Raw genomic sequence first — 13,275 nt, forward strand, 5'->3', positions numbered from 1 at the left:
CTTTTTTATTTTATGATAATAAGGAGTTTAGGATGAAAGTTGCAGTTCTCGGAGCAGCAGGTGGTATCGGTCAGGCACTCGCACTCCTCCTCAAAACCCAGCTTCCTTCAGGTTCAGAACTATCCCTTTACGATATCGCCCCAGTAACGCCGGGTGTTGCCGTCGATCTGAGCCATATTCCTACAGCAGTGAAGATCAAAGGCTATAGCGGTGAAGATGCTAAACCAGCGCTTGTTGGTGCAGATATCGTGCTGATCTCCGCGGGTGTGGCACGTAAACCTGGTATGGATCGTTCCGATCTGTTCAACGTCAATGCTGGCATTGTGCGTAATCTGGTTGAGCAAATTGCGGTTACTTGCCCGAAAGCCTGTATCGGTATCATCACCAACCCGGTGAATACGACCGTTGCCATCGCAGCAGAAGTGCTGAAAAAAGCTGGCGTATACGACAAAAACAAACTGTTCGGCGTTACAACGCTGGATATCATCCGTTCCAACACGTTCGTTGCTGAGCTGAAAGGCAAACAGCCGCAGGACATTAATGTGCCAGTTATCGGTGGACACTCTGGTGTGACGATTCTGCCGCTGCTGTCTCAGGTTCCTGGTATCAGCTTCAGCGAGCAGGAAGTGGCCGATCTGACCAAGCGTATCCAGAATGCGGGCACCGAGGTTGTTGAAGCCAAAGCAGGTGGCGGATCGGCTACGTTGTCTATGGGTCAGGCTGCGGCACGTTTTGGTCTGTCTCTGGTTCGTGCGCTGCAAGGCGAAAGCGGTGTGGTGGAATGTGCATACGTTGAAAGCGATGGCAAATATGCCCGCTTCTTCGCTCAACCGATTCTGTTAGGCAAAGACGGCGTCGCCGAGCGTAAAGACATCGGCACATTAAGCGCTTTTGAGCAAAATGCGCTGAACAGCATGCTGGATACGCTGAAGCAGGATATTGAGCTAGGCGAGACGTTCATCAAGAACTAATCATTGAGATTCTTGTAATACGTGACGTTGAATAAAAAGCCGGAGATATCGATCTCCGGCTTTTTCTTTTTTAATCGGGACGGATGAGTTTTTTTCTGTCGATAAGCTCATTGGTTTCTGGATTGTAGTATCGGCTGGGCCAAATCTCTGATGGGTGAATACCCATCGCATCGGCAATAAGCCATTCCCCTTTGGGCCAAGGGCGTGAGAGTGCATTAGCTAGCGTTGATGAGCTTAATCCGGCCGCTCGCGATACCGCCGCCAGCGTTGTGTTTTTCTTGCGCAGTGCAGCAATGATATCAGCGGGATGCCAGTCTTGTTTCCTTAAAATCATAATCCTTCCCTTATTTGCTATAAGACGACTGTAGATTAGTGGTATAAATAACGGATGTTAGTTATATGCCGAACTAACATGACATTATTATTTGGAAATAATATAGCATTAATTTTCCTTAAAACTCTCAATTAATTTCCAAATAAGGGCGTTTTTGTTAGGGATGGCACTATCAGGATGAAAGGCAATGAAAAAAGAGTGGTTTGCTACCAGCGAATTGGTTGGAGTCGGCGGCCTTCCGAAATCAAGACAAGGATTAAATAAGCGCGCCCGCGAGGATGGATGGGAGAAGCGTCGCCGTAAAGGCGTCCAGGGAAGAGGAGTGGAGTACTCAATTCACAGCTTGCCGGATACGGTAAAAAAATCCCTATTACTCGAAATCGAGCCTTCCGCCTACTCGGCTAAACAGCCTGCGGCATTGGCCGTATGGATGCAGATTTATCAACAACTATCTGAAAAAGAAAGAGATGAGCTAATCGCTTATATTCTGCGAGTCGGGGTGTCTACCACGCTGAGTCAGTTAGGCATTACACCGTCGGATGGGGAACCTGTCTCATCGATGGTGATTGACTGATTCGCTCTTGGCGATCTTTCTGAACGTTAGCCTCAGTGATGAAAAGGAACCTGTATTTTCTGTCGCTTTGTAGCACTTTCTCTGGCTGCAGTGGTTGGACATCACGCTGGATTTAATCATTTCTTCTATTACTTAGGTGTGTCGGTAACGTGTAAAAGTTAGCGGTTTAGGTAATTATAGTCTACTATATGGAAACTTTTGGGCGAGTTGACGTAATGCCTGTTCAAAACAAACAAGGGAGTGACGAGTATGGACAAAGAGTGGTTTGCAACAAGTGAGCTGGTTGGCGTAGGTGGATTGCCTAAGTCACCGCAGGGGCTGAACAAACGGGCGCGAGACGATGGTTGGGAAAAGCGCAGGCGGAAAGGGGTTCAAGGGCGCGGTGTCGAATATTCTATTCGCAGTTTGCCGAACGAGGTCAGGAACTCTCTACTGGTAAAAGAAAATCCGCCAACCGAGTATTATCGTATCGATAATGAGCCGACCCTACTGTCATCGTGGGTGCATATTTTCCATCAACTTTCCGTTGATGAACGAAGCCGGCTGATTAATTTCATCTTGCGTGAAGGGACAATAGCGATGCTGTCTCGGCTGGATGATGTCACACTCGACCAGACTGCCTAAGCCTGGCGAACGAGTAGCGCTGCAAGGCAGCGCTACTTATGAATCAACGATCTTATCTGATAGAACTTACACCACGTTAGAAATCGCGCTGTACGGCTAAGTGAGCAAGGCCTTCGAGCGCCATGCGGTGTGGCGTTTCCGGCAGCAGCTGTAGTGCGCTAATCGCTTTATCTGCCTCTTCTTCGGCACGCTGACGCGTATAATCAAGTGAACCGCATTGCTGCATGGCGGCAAGAACTGGTCCCAGCAGATGACGCCCGTTTCCTTCTTCAATCGCCTTGCGAATCATCGAACTTTGTTCTGCATTACCATGACGCATCGCGTGCAGCAGCGGCAGCGTCGGCTTGCCTTCATTGAGGTCATCGCCCGTGTTTTTCCCCAGCGTTTTGCCATCCGCACTGTAGTCGAGCAGATCGTCAATTAACTGGAACGCAGTGCCCAGGTAGCGGCCATAGTCCTGAAGCGCTTTTTCTTGCTCTGGCGTCGCGCCAGCAAGGATCGATGAAGATTGCGCTGCGGCTTCAAATAAACGCGCTGTTTTACTGTAAATGACGCGCATATAGCTTTCTTCAGTGATATCCGGGTCGTTGCAGTTCATTAGCTGCAAGACTTCGCCTTCAGCGATCACGTTCACCGCTTCTGACATCAGCGCCAGAACGCGTAACGATTCGAGGCTGGTCATCATCTGGAAGGCGCGGGTATAAATGAAATCCCCAACCAACACGCTTGCTGCGTTGCCAAAGGCGGCATTGGCTGTCGCTTTACCCCGGCGCATGTCGGATTCGTCTACCACGTCATCATGCAGCAGTGTTGCAGTGTGGATAAATTCGATCAGCGCGGCAACAGTGACATGTTTATCACCGTTATAGTCGAGGGCTCTGGCCGCAAGGACTGCAATCATCGGGCGTATACGTTTTCCACCACCGCTGATGATGTAATGTCCGAGCTGGTTTATCAAAACGACGTCAGAATTCAGTTGTTCAAGAATGACGTTATTAACAGCTGCCATATCCTGCGTAGTTAATGTTGTAATTTGTTCTAGATTCATGGTTTGTGCCAACGTATGTCTTCAACACTGCCGTAAGATTGCTGTTGCATATCGGCAAGACGGAACTTATTGGGCCGATTGTACTTGAAAAATGAGAGAGATAAACGGCAGTTGATACGTTGTATTCTTTTTCTTCACATCCGTTGATTATGCACTTGTCATCCTCAGTATTTTTGCGTAGAATTCGCGCCCTATTATGAATATTTATAGCGCGCTCTGAAACCTATTAACGGGTGCGCGGAAAGCGGAGTTTTATATGTACGCAGTTTTCCAAAGTGGTGGTAAACAACACCGAGTAAGCGAAGGGCAAACCGTTCGCTTGGAAAAGCTGGACATCGCAACTGGTGAAGCCGTTGAGTTTGACCAAGTTCTGATGGTTGCTAACGGTGAAGAAATCAAAATCGGCGTTCCTTTCGTCGATGGCGGTAAAATCAAAGCTGAAGTTGTTGCTCATGGTCGTGGCGAAAAAGTGAAGATCGTTAAGTTCCGTCGCCGTAAACACTACCGTAAGCAAGCAGGCCACCGTCAGTGGTTCACTGACGTGAAAATTACCGGCATCAGCGCTTAAGATTAGGAGAGCGGATTAAATGGCACACAAGAAAGCTGGCGGTTCAACCCGTAACGGTCGTGACTCTAACGCACAACGTCTGGGCGTAAAACGTTTTGGCGGCGAAAGTGTACTGGCTGGCAACATCATCGTTCGTCAACGTGGTACTAAATTCCACGCAGGAACTAACGTTGGCTGCGGGAAAGACCATACTCTGTTTGCTTTGACTGATGGTAAAGTTCAGTTTGAAGTTAAAGGCCCAAAAAACCGTAAATTTATCAGCATCGTTGCTGAATAATTTTTCGCGTTAGGTCTGACGGATTTAAGCCCCGCAATTCTTTGCGGGGCTTTTTACATTCTGATTCTGAGTAAACCATCTGGATAAGTATGAATACTAAACAACAGACGGGCATCGGTCTTTGTCTGGCGCTGACTACGGCTGTTTGCTGGGGGGCGTTACCGATAGCCATGAAACAGGTTCTGGTGGTGATGGAACCTTATACAATTGTTTGGTATCGCTTTTTCATTGCTTCCATTGGACTCGGCATTATTCTGTCATCCCGTAAGAAGTTGCCGCCAATGCGGGTTTTCCGGCATCGGCGCTGGTGGGTTCTGCTACTGATTGCGACGGCTGGGCTACTGGGCAACTTTGTTTTCTTTAGCTCGTCTCTCCAATATCTGAGCCCGACAGCGTCTCAGGTTATCGGGCAGCTTTCCCCTGTAGGCATGATGTTCGCCAGCGTACTTATCCTAAAGGAAAAGATGCGCGGCACGCAGATCATTGGCGCGATCATGCTGATCTGTGGTCTGCTCCTGTTCTTTAATACCAGCCTGATTGAGATTTTTACCCGACTGACAGACTACACGTTGGGCGTGCTGCTGGGTGTTTGCGCCTCGGCGGTATGGGTATCCTATGGTGTAGCGCAGAAAGTTCTATTGCGACGTCTGACATCACAGCAGATTCTATTTTTGTTATATGTTCTGTGTGTCGTCTTTATCACGCCTTTTGCCAAGCTTGAGGTTATTTTTCAACTGAGCAACTGGCAGCTTATTTGCCTGTTATTCTGCGGTGCGAATACGTTGATTGGGTATGGTGCGCTGGCGGAAGCAATGGCTCGCTGGCAGGCGTCGCAGGTTAGCGCGGTCATTACGCTGACGCCGTTGTTTACGCTGCTGTTTTCCGATCTGCTGGCGTTAGGGTGGCCGACTTTCTTTGCTGCGCCAGTATTGAATTGGATTGGTTATGTCGGTGCGTTTGTGGTTGTTGCTGGCGCCATGTTTTCCGCTATTGGGCATCGTTTCCTTCCTGGAAAGAAAGAGCCTGTGCTGCCATTGGTAGCGAAAAAATAGCGTAAGAGAAAATGTATTGCAGCGGTCACAGCCATTTTTTGACAGTCTGCATGTGTTGTTTATTTTTAATACAGATGAAATTATTGGAGCGGGCAGGTACAATCCGCTCCTTTGCTGGAATGCGTTCTGGTGCGTCAGTTTTTTAATGGTAAGTAGAAACACGCTACATGCCTTAAAATCAAAAAGTTACGCCAAGAAGAACCAATAACAAGCCTAAAACACGTAGATATTCTCTATTGGTTTTTTGCGGAGAGAATCAATGAAGTTTGTAGATGAAGCCACAATTCTCGTTGTGGCAGGCGATGGCGGTAACGGTTGTGTCAGCTTTCGTCGTGAAAAATATATTCCTAACGGTGGCCCAGACGGCGGTGACGGCGGGGATGGCGGTGACGTTTATCTGCTGGCAGACGAAAACCTGAACACGTTGATCGACTATCGTTTTGAAAAATCTTTCCGCGCTGAGCGTGGACAAAACGGGCAAAGTCGCGACTGTACGGGCAAACGCGGTAAAGATATTACGATTAAAGTTCCAGTCGGTACTCGTGTTCTTGATCAGGGAACGGGCGAAGTACTGGGCGATATGACTCGCCATCAACAGAACCTGATGGTCGCGAAAGGCGGCTGGCATGGTTTGGGTAACTCGCGTTTTAAATCGTCAGTCAACCGTGCTCCGCGTCAGAAAACCAATGGTACAAAAGGCGAAGAGCGTGAGCTGACGCTGGAACTGCTGTTGCTGGCTGACGTGGGAATGCTTGGCCTGCCTAACGCAGGTAAATCGACCTTTATCCGCGCAGTATCAGCAGCGAAGCCGAAAGTGGCCGATTATCCGTTCACCACCTTGGTGCCGAGCCTTGGTGTGGTCCGTATGGATAGCGAGCAGAGCTTTGTTGTAGCGGATATCCCAGGTTTGATTGAAGGCGCATCCGACGGTGCCGGGCTGGGGATTCGTTTCCTGAAACACCTTGAACGCTGCCGTGTTCTGCTGCATTTGGTTGATCTGGCACCGATTGATGAGTCAGATCCGATTGAAAATGCCAAGATCATTATCAACGAGTTAGAGCAGTATGGTGCTGGCTTGGCAGAAAAACCGCGTTGGTTGGTTTTCAACAAGGTTGACTTGATCGATAAGGCTGAAGCGGAAAAACGTGCCAAAGAGATTGCGGCCGCGCTTGGCTGGGATGATAAATACTATCTGATTTCTGCGGCGAACCGTGAAGGCGTCAACCCACTTTGCTGGGATGTGATGAACTTCCTGAAAGCCAATCCGAAAATGACGGCAATCGCTGAAAGTGCGCCGGAAAAAGTGGAGTTCATGTGGGATGATTATCACCGTGAACAACTGGCAGAAGTAGAAAAAGAAGCCGAAGAAGAGTGGGATGATGATTGGGACGATGAAGATGATGAAGGTGTTGAGATCATCTATCAAAAATAATTCGTTCTCCTGCTAGTCAGATCTCGCCAACGCGGCCTTACCCTCAAAGTAAGGCCGCGTTGTTATTTTAATTACTCTGATAAATATCTTTGTAGAGACGGCTTTCAAATCTCACCAGAGGGACGCGACGTGCGCGCTGGTCTTCTGGTGGCACGGCATAGCCGGACAGGAACTGGACGAATGCCATACGCTGGCCGCTCGCGGTAGTAATGAAGCCTGCCAGATTATATACGCCCTGCAATGCCCCGGTTTTAGCCGAAACCTTGCCATCGACACCAGCTTCATGCAGGCCGCCACGATAACGCAGCGTGCCGTCATAGCCTGAAAGCGGAAGCATCGTGATGTAATTCAGTTCATTATCGTGCTGTGCGATGTACTGCAAGACTTGCATCATCGTTTCCGGTGAAATCAGGTTATGTCGTGACAGGCCTGAACCATCTACAACAATGCTGTTTCCTAAATCGACACCTGCCTTCTGGCGCAGAATTTGTCGCACGGCATCAGCGCCAGCGCGCCATGTTCCTGGTACGCTAAAACGCTCGTGCCCAATAGTACGAAAGACCGTATCGGCAATCATGTTGTCTGATTTTTTCAGCATGATAGTGAGCAGGTCGTGCAGCGGAGGCGATTGTGTCTGGGCCAGTACGCTTCCTGCTGGACCTGGCTGCGTCTGGCGGCGAAGGCTGCCTTTAATACGAATATCTGCCTGCTGTAGCTCATCTTTAACGATAGCACCGGCATAGCTGGCGCCATCCTGAATCGCGAATGCCAGCGGAAGCGGCTCTGTGCGCTGAACCAGACAACCTGTAAGCGTGAAGCGATTTAATTCCCCGGGTACCACATCCAATTCGCAATATTGGGCATCGGCTGAGCCTTTAGCCAGCGTGCGGACTTCGCTGAACATTTGCACTGGATAATAGGATGCAACGCGGATAAACGCATTATCACCCGCTTTAGGCGCACTGTAGAGCGAGACGGAGAAGCAGTTGCGATCGACAATCGCAGCCCCCGGTGGGGCGCTGAAACACTGTGTCATGTCGTTCCAGGGCCAGCCTGGCGCTTTATCGTGACTGGCGAACACTGAGGTGTCGATCAGCACATCACCTGAGATTTCCTGTATCCCACGCTTTCTTAATTCCTGCACCATATTGCGTATTTGCTGGCGCTTAAGCGTAGGATCGCCGCTAAACCGTACGATGAGATTACCGTTCAGAATACCGCTGGTGACAGGCCCGTGGCTTTCCATCGTGGTGATGAATCGATAATCTGGACCCAACTGTAGTAATGCAGCTAATGCGGTTATCACCTTTTGCGTACTGGCCGGAAGCGCCATTTGCTGGCTATTGAAGGCCATACTGGGTGTTGTTGCGCCAACTTTTTGTACCAATAGCGCCAAATTGGCACCATCTGGTAAATATTGGCGATGATCCTCAACAGAAGCTGCATTGGCATGCAGAACAAAAGCGCAGGCAAGTCCGGTAACAATCGATGAAAAACGCATAATCTCAGCTAATAACGGGGTAACGTGTGGTCATACTACGGCGCAACAAGGTCTAAAGTAAACGATGACCCTCATTGAACTCTGGGGTAAAATACGTATCAAAATGCAAAACCGCTGCTAGCCTGGAAATTTTGTTCCGGGGCTGGTTGCTTTTGTTTTATGTCCAGTGAGGACTGACACGTTGCAGAGACTCCGTCGCCTTTGATTTTTAGCGCGTCAGGATGACGATTATTTGAGTCTTACGGACTTTTTTAGAGGTATAGACAATATGAAACAATTTCCGATGACGTTGCGTGGCGCTGAAAAATTGCGCGAAGAGCTTGACCACCTGAAATCTGTGCGTCGACCTGAAATTATTGCCGCGATTGCCGAAGCGCGTGAGCACGGCGATCTGAAAGAAAATGCAGAATATCATGCCGCACGCGAGCAGCAGGGCTTTTGTGAAGGACGTATTCAAGACATTGAAGCGAAACTGTCTAACGCACAGGTTATCGATGTCACGAAAATGTCAGCGAACAACGGGCGTGTTATTTTTGGCGCGACCGTGACGGTGATGAATCTGGATAACGAAGAAGAGCAAACCTATCGGATTGTTGGCGATGACGAAGCGGATTTTAAACAGAATCTGATCTCTGTGAATTCCCCTATCGCGCGTGGCCTGATCGGCAAAGAGCAAGATGACGTTGTGGTCATCCGTACCCCGGGCGGCGACGTGGAATATGAGATCCTGAAGGTCGAATATCTATAAATTTTGCCGAATTGTTGATTAAAACAGCAAAAATTGTAAAGAAAAGAAAAAGGCCGCTTGCGGCCTTTTCTCTAACCGAGAGGCATGGCACCTTTCCGTTAAAACCGAGTATCCTGAAATAAAAAGTGTTATCGTGGTAACACAATTTTACGTTCTTTTGCAGGCCGGTAGAGCACCAACGTATGGCCGATAACCTGAACGTTAGCGGCACCCGTTTCACGAACAATTGCCTCCACGATCAAGGCCTTGGTTTCGCGATCTTCGGTCGCTACTTTTATCTTGATCAGCTCATGATGTGCCAATGCTTGTTCGATCTCAGCCAGAACACCTTCGGTGAGACCGTTATTGCCCAGCATGACAACCGGTTTTAGCGGATGTGCCAAGCCTTTCAGGTGTTGTTTTTGTTTATTACTTAGGTTCATTGTCTTTTTTACTTAGGTTGGGATTGAAAACGGGTCATTCTACCGCCATCTCATGATTATAACCAATTTGACTGCTCTGATTGGTAATATGTGAGAAGTTTCTCCCCACCACGAGCGTGTTACTGAGAATAGTTGGAAAATCGATGGCGAATAAAAAGCGTTCTGCAAGTTCCAGTCGCTGGTTGCAGGAACACTTTAGCGATAAATATGTGCTGCAGGCCCAGAAAAAAGGGCTGCGTTCACGTGCTTGGTTTAAACTTGACGAAATACAGCAAGGCGACAAACTGTTTAAACCCGGTATGACCGTTGTGGATTTAGGCGCGGCGCCTGGCGGCTGGTCACAGTATGTGGTCACGCAAATAGGTGGGAATGGTCGAATTATCGCGTGTGATATTTTACCGATGGATCCGATTGTTGGCGTCGATTTCCTGCAAGGGGACTTTCGTGATGAACTGGTCCTCAAAGCCTTGCTCGAAAGGGTTGGCGATAGCAAAGTTCAGGTGGTGATGTCTGACATGGCCCCTAACATGAGTGGTACACCAGCCGTTGATATTCCGAAGTCGATGTATCTGGTTGAATTAGCACTTGGTATGTGTCGGGATGTATTAGCACCAGGCGGAAGTTTCCTGGTGAAAGTGTTTCAGGGAGAAGGTTTTGATGAATACCTGCGGGAAATTCGCTCCCTGTTTACGAAAGTGAAAATTCGTAAACCAGACGCCTCACGTGCCCGGTCTCGTGAAGTGTATATTGTAGCGACAGGGCGCAAACTGTAGTACCCTAACGCTGTTTTTTAACACAGTTGTAATATGAGGTTAATCCCTTGAGTGACATGGCGAAAAACCTAATTCTCTGGTTAGTCATCGCAGTTGTGCTGATGTCTGTTTTCCAGAGCTTTGGGCCCAGCGAGTCGAATGGCCGTAGGGTGGATTATTCAACCTTCTTGACTGAAGTGAATCAGGATCAGGTCCGTGAAGCACGTATTAACGGGCGTGAGATCAGTGTTATCAAAAAAGACAGCAACAGATACACGACTTACATTCCTGTCAATGATCCCAAGCTACTGGATAACCTGCTAACGAAGAACGTGAAAGTCGTTGGTGAGCCGCCGGAAGAACCGAGCTTGCTGGCTTCTATCTTTATTTCTTGGTTCCCGATGCTGTTACTGATTGGCGTCTGGATCTTCTTCATGCGTCAAATGCAAGGCGGCGGCGGTAAAGGCGCTATGTCCTTCGGCAAGAGCAAAGCGCGTATGTTGACTGAAGATCAGATCAAGACGACGTTTGCTGATGTAGCGGGTTGTGACGAAGCGAAGGAAGAGGTTAGCGAACTGGTCGAGTACCTGCGCGAACCTAGCCGTTTCCAGAAACTGGGCGGTAAAATTCCGAAAGGCATTCTGATGGTCGGCCCGCCGGGAACAGGTAAAACGCTGCTGGCAAAAGCGATTGCCGGTGAAGCAAAAGTGCCTTTCTTTACGATTTCCGGTTCTGACTTCGTTGAAATGTTTGTCGGTGTCGGTGCTTCTCGTGTCCGTGACATGTTCGAACAGGCGAAGAAAGCTGCGCCTTGTATCATCTTTATCGATGAAATCGACGCCGTTGGCCGTCAGCGTGGCGCAGGTTTGGGCGGTGGTCACGATGAACGTGAACAAACGCTGAACCAAATGCTGGTTGAGATGGATGGCTTTGAAGGCAACGAGGGCATTATTGTCATCGCGGCAACTAACCGTCCTGATGTTCTTGACCCCGCGTTGCTGCGTCCAGGTCGTTTTGACCGTCAGGTTGTGGTTGGCCTGCCGGATGTTCGCGGTCGTGAACAGATTCTGAAAGTTCACATGCGTCGCGTGCCGCTGTCTCCAGATATCGATGCGTCAGTGATTGCACGTGGTACGCCAGGCTTCTCTGGTGCAGATTTGGCTAACCTAGTTAACGAAGCTGCATTGTTCTCCGCTCGTGGTAACAAACGCGTTGTTTCGATGGTCGAGTTTGAGAAAGCTAAAGACAAAATCATGATGGGTGCAGAGCGCCGTTCCATGGTAATGACTGAGAAGCAGAAAGAATCGACGGCGTATCATGAAGCTGGGCATGCAATCATTGGTCGTCTGGTGCCAGAGCACGATCCGGTCCACAAAGTGACGATCATTCCGCGTGGCCGTGCACTGGGTGTGACGTTCTTCCTGCCTGAAGGCGATGCGATCAGCGCTAGCCGTCAGAAGCTGGAAAGCCAGATCTCTACGCTGTACGGCGGTCGACTGGCCGAAGAAATTATTTACGGCGTGGAACATGTTTCGACAGGCGCGTCGAATGATATCAAGGTTGCAACGTCGATTGCTCGTAACATGGTGACGCAGTGGGGCTTCTCCGAAAAACTGGGCCCATTGCTTTATGCGGAAGAAGAAGGTGAAGTCTTCCTCGGTCGTTCTGTGGCAAAAGCTAAACACATGTCAGATGAGACGGCGCGTATCATCGATCAGGAAGTAAAATCTCTGGTTGAACGTAACTACGTGCGTGCTCGCGAACTGTTGATGGCCAACATGGACATTCTTCACTCAATGAAAGATGCGTTGATGAAGTATGAAACCATTGATGCGCCGCAGATCGATGACCTGATGGGACGTAAGAAAGACGTTCGTCCACCAGCAGGTTGGGAAGAGTCTCGTTCTGACAACGATGCTGGCAACGGTGGCGGTACACCTAAAGCCCCTACACCAGTAGATGAGCCGCAGACACCTAATCCCGGTAATACAATGTCTGAGCAAGTGGACGACAAATAATTCGCTTGTGATTGACATCTGTAACTTACGAAACCCCAGCTCAGGCTGGGGTTTTTTACTGGGAGTGATTCTTCGAATCACATTTCATGCTAACTACACCAGAATGCGGAGGTAAATCATGCAGCTGGTTGCCAGAGATTCAACGCTGGATCTTTCCTGCCCACACATCATGGGTATTCTTAACGTCACGCCGGACTCTTTTTCCGATGGTGGCAAACACAACAAACTCGATGCGGCATTATTGCACGTTCAGGAGATGGTTAACGCTGGTGCGACCCTGATTGATATTGGCGGTGAATCGACGCGTCCCGGTGCGGCTGAAGTTAGTACGGAAGAAGAGCTAGACCGTGTAGTGCCTGTGGTTGAAGCCATTGCTAAACGCTTTGACGTATGGATATCGGTCGATACGTCAAAGCCGGAAGTGATGACGGCATCGGCGCAGGCGGGAGCACATCTGATTAATGATATCCGCGCTTTGCAAGAGCCCGGTGCTCTGGAGGCGGCTGCAGCTACAGGTTTGCCAGTATGCCTGATGCACATGCAGGGTATGCCGAGAACCATGCAGCACAAACCGCACTATGATGATCTTATGCAGGACATTGGCGATTTCTTGCAGCAGCAGATTGATCGCTGTGTGAACGCCAATATTCCGAAAAGTAAGCTATTGCTGGATCCTGGGTTCGGATTCGGTAAGAATCTTGCCCATAATTATGCGCTTCTGGCTCGCTTGAGCGAGTTACATCGTTTTGAACTGCCTCTTCTGGTTGGCATGTCGAGGAAATCCATGATTGGACAGATCCTCAACGTACCGCCTGCGCAGCGTGTTCATGGCAGCATCGCCTGCGCAGTGATCGCGGCGATGCAGGGAGCACAGATTATTCGCGTGCACGATGTTAAAGAAACGGCTGATGCCATGCGCATTGTTGAGGCCACCCTTTCTGCGAAGGAATAAAA

Annotated in this window: 15 protein-coding genes; 11 read left to right on the top strand and 4 right to left on the bottom strand. The window is 49.3% G+C overall.

The window, feature by feature from the left end:
• The first annotated feature begins 32 nt into the window (after positions 1 to 32).
• Positions 33 to 971 carry a malate dehydrogenase gene (mdh, locus tag BJJ97_RS08350; protein ID WP_014914106.1) on the top strand — a complete coding sequence of 313 codons (939 nt, stop codon included), beginning with the start codon at positions 33 to 35 and terminating at the stop codon, positions 969 to 971.
• 70 nt (positions 972 to 1,041) lie between these two features.
• Here the strand turns inward: mdh and BJJ97_RS08355 are convergent, their stop codons facing one another.
• On the bottom strand, positions 1,042 to 1,305 hold the full coding sequence (locus BJJ97_RS08355) for a helix-turn-helix domain-containing protein (RefSeq protein WP_039485882.1): 264 nt from the start codon (positions 1,303 to 1,305) through the stop codon (positions 1,042 to 1,044).
• 187 nt (positions 1,306 to 1,492) lie between these two features.
• Between BJJ97_RS08355 and BJJ97_RS08360 the strand changes: the two genes are divergently transcribed.
• A complete protein-coding gene (locus tag BJJ97_RS08360) occupies positions 1,493 to 1,879 on the top strand; it encodes a DNA-binding protein (RefSeq protein WP_095993632.1) in 387 nt (128 codons plus the stop codon).
• Between the two features lie 249 nt (positions 1,880 to 2,128).
• A complete protein-coding gene (locus tag BJJ97_RS08365; RefSeq protein WP_039485888.1) occupies positions 2,129 to 2,503 on the top strand; it encodes a DNA-binding protein in 375 nt (124 codons plus the stop codon).
• A 76-nt stretch (positions 2,504 to 2,579) separates the two neighbouring features.
• Here the strand turns inward: BJJ97_RS08365 and ispB are convergent, their stop codons facing one another.
• Entirely contained in the window at positions 2,580 to 3,551 is a 972-nt protein-coding gene (gene ispB, locus BJJ97_RS08370) for an octaprenyl diphosphate synthase (RefSeq protein ID WP_095701552.1), read from the bottom strand.
• 256 nt (positions 3,552 to 3,807) lie between these two features.
• Here ispB and rplU point away from each other — a divergent pair, with 256 nt between their 5' ends.
• The 4 genes from rplU (at position 3,808) to cgtA (ending at position 6,880) form a co-directional block, all read left to right on the top strand.
• Positions 3,808 to 4,119 (top strand): 50S ribosomal protein L21, encoded by a 312-nt coding sequence (gene rplU, locus BJJ97_RS08375; RefSeq protein WP_010283026.1) that lies wholly within the window; start codon positions 3,808 to 3,810, stop codon positions 4,117 to 4,119.
• 19 nt (positions 4,120 to 4,138) lie between these two features.
• Positions 4,139 to 4,396: a 50S ribosomal protein L27 gene (gene rpmA / locus BJJ97_RS08380; RefSeq protein WP_005971498.1), complete on the top strand. Its 258-nt coding sequence runs from the start codon at positions 4,139 to 4,141 to the stop codon at positions 4,394 to 4,396.
• A gap of 89 nt (positions 4,397 to 4,485) precedes the next feature.
• Positions 4,486 to 5,448: a DMT family transporter gene (locus BJJ97_RS08385; protein ID WP_039485894.1), complete on the top strand. Its 963-nt coding sequence runs from the start codon at positions 4,486 to 4,488 to the stop codon at positions 5,446 to 5,448.
• A 259-nt stretch (positions 5,449 to 5,707) separates the two neighbouring features.
• The gene (cgtA, locus tag BJJ97_RS08390) at positions 5,708 to 6,880 is read left to right on the top strand and encodes an Obg family GTPase CgtA (RefSeq protein WP_039485897.1); all 1,173 of its coding nucleotides are present in this window, start codon (positions 5,708 to 5,710) and stop codon (positions 6,878 to 6,880) included.
• Between the two features lie 67 nt (positions 6,881 to 6,947).
• On the opposite strand, the gene dacB is transcribed toward cgtA, so the two are convergent.
• The gene (dacB, locus tag BJJ97_RS08395; RefSeq protein WP_095701553.1) at positions 6,948 to 8,381 is read right to left on the bottom strand and encodes a serine-type D-Ala-D-Ala carboxypeptidase; all 1,434 of its coding nucleotides are present in this window, start codon (positions 8,379 to 8,381) and stop codon (positions 6,948 to 6,950) included.
• Positions 8,382 to 8,649: 268 nt separating this feature from the next.
• Between dacB and greA the strand changes: the two genes are divergently transcribed.
• Positions 8,650 to 9,129 (top strand): transcription elongation factor GreA, encoded by a 480-nt coding sequence (gene greA, locus BJJ97_RS08400; RefSeq protein WP_095701554.1) that lies wholly within the window; start codon positions 8,650 to 8,652, stop codon positions 9,127 to 9,129.
• Between the two features lie 128 nt (positions 9,130 to 9,257).
• Here the strand turns inward: greA and yhbY are convergent, their stop codons facing one another.
• Positions 9,258 to 9,551 carry a ribosome assembly RNA-binding protein YhbY gene (gene yhbY, locus BJJ97_RS08405; RefSeq protein WP_010283039.1) on the bottom strand — a complete coding sequence of 98 codons (294 nt, stop codon included), beginning with the start codon at positions 9,549 to 9,551 and terminating at the stop codon, positions 9,258 to 9,260.
• Positions 9,552 to 9,694: 143 nt separating this feature from the next.
• On the opposite strand from yhbY, the gene rlmE reads away from it, so the two are divergent.
• The 3 genes from rlmE (at position 9,695) to folP (ending at position 13,273) form a co-directional block, all read left to right on the top strand.
• Positions 9,695 to 10,324: a 23S rRNA (uridine(2552)-2'-O)-methyltransferase RlmE gene (gene rlmE, locus BJJ97_RS08410; protein ID WP_095701555.1), complete on the top strand. Its 630-nt coding sequence runs from the start codon at positions 9,695 to 9,697 to the stop codon at positions 10,322 to 10,324.
• A 47-nt stretch (positions 10,325 to 10,371) separates the two neighbouring features.
• The gene (gene ftsH, locus BJJ97_RS08415) at positions 10,372 to 12,321 is read left to right on the top strand and encodes an ATP-dependent zinc metalloprotease FtsH (RefSeq protein WP_167385194.1); all 1,950 of its coding nucleotides are present in this window, start codon (positions 10,372 to 10,374) and stop codon (positions 12,319 to 12,321) included.
• A gap of 118 nt (positions 12,322 to 12,439) precedes the next feature.
• A complete protein-coding gene (gene folP, locus BJJ97_RS08420; protein WP_039274140.1) occupies positions 12,440 to 13,273 on the top strand; it encodes a dihydropteroate synthase in 834 nt (277 codons plus the stop codon).
• The last annotated feature ends 2 nt before the right edge of the window (positions 13,274 to 13,275 follow it).

This window comes from Pectobacterium polaris (assembly GCF_002307355.1).
In the GTDB taxonomy this organism is placed as follows: domain Bacteria; phylum Pseudomonadota; class Gammaproteobacteria; order Enterobacterales; family Enterobacteriaceae; genus Pectobacterium; species Pectobacterium polare.

Bases quoted from the DNA above. Each gene is read 5' to 3' on its own strand.
- greA (WP_095701554.1), top strand. From the start codon at position 8,650: ATGAAACAATTTCCGATGACGTTGCGTGGCGCTGAAAAATTGCGCGAA.
- BJJ97_RS08365 (WP_039485888.1), top strand. From the start codon at position 2,129: ATGGACAAAGAGTGGTTTGCAACAAGTGAGCTGGTTGGCGTAGGTGGA.
- rlmE (WP_095701555.1), top strand. From the start codon at position 9,695: ATGGCGAATAAAAAGCGTTCTGCAAGTTCCAGTCGCTGGTTGCAGGAA.
- BJJ97_RS08385 (WP_039485894.1), top strand. From the start codon at position 4,486: ATGAATACTAAACAACAGACGGGCATCGGTCTTTGTCTGGCGCTGACT.
- rpmA (WP_005971498.1), top strand. From the start codon at position 4,139: ATGGCACACAAGAAAGCTGGCGGTTCAACCCGTAACGGTCGTGACTCT.
- mdh (WP_014914106.1), top strand. From the start codon at position 33: ATGAAAGTTGCAGTTCTCGGAGCAGCAGGTGGTATCGGTCAGGCACTC.
- BJJ97_RS08360 (WP_095993632.1), top strand. From the start codon at position 1,493: ATGAAAAAAGAGTGGTTTGCTACCAGCGAATTGGTTGGAGTCGGCGGC.
- dacB (WP_095701553.1), bottom strand. From the start codon at position 8,381: ATGCGTTTTTCATCGATTGTTACCGGACTTGCCTGCGCTTTTGTTCTG.
- BJJ97_RS08355 (WP_039485882.1), bottom strand. From the start codon at position 1,305: ATGATTTTAAGGAAACAAGACTGGCATCCCGCTGATATCATTGCTGCA.
- folP (WP_039274140.1), top strand. From the start codon at position 12,440: ATGCAGCTGGTTGCCAGAGATTCAACGCTGGATCTTTCCTGCCCACAC.
- cgtA (WP_039485897.1), top strand. From the start codon at position 5,708: ATGAAGTTTGTAGATGAAGCCACAATTCTCGTTGTGGCAGGCGATGGC.
- ispB (WP_095701552.1), bottom strand. From the start codon at position 3,551: ATGAATCTAGAACAAATTACAACATTAACTACGCAGGATATGGCAGCT.
- rplU (WP_010283026.1), top strand. From the start codon at position 3,808: ATGTACGCAGTTTTCCAAAGTGGTGGTAAACAACACCGAGTAAGCGAA.
- yhbY (WP_010283039.1), bottom strand. From the start codon at position 9,551: ATGAACCTAAGTAATAAACAAAAACAACACCTGAAAGGCTTGGCACAT.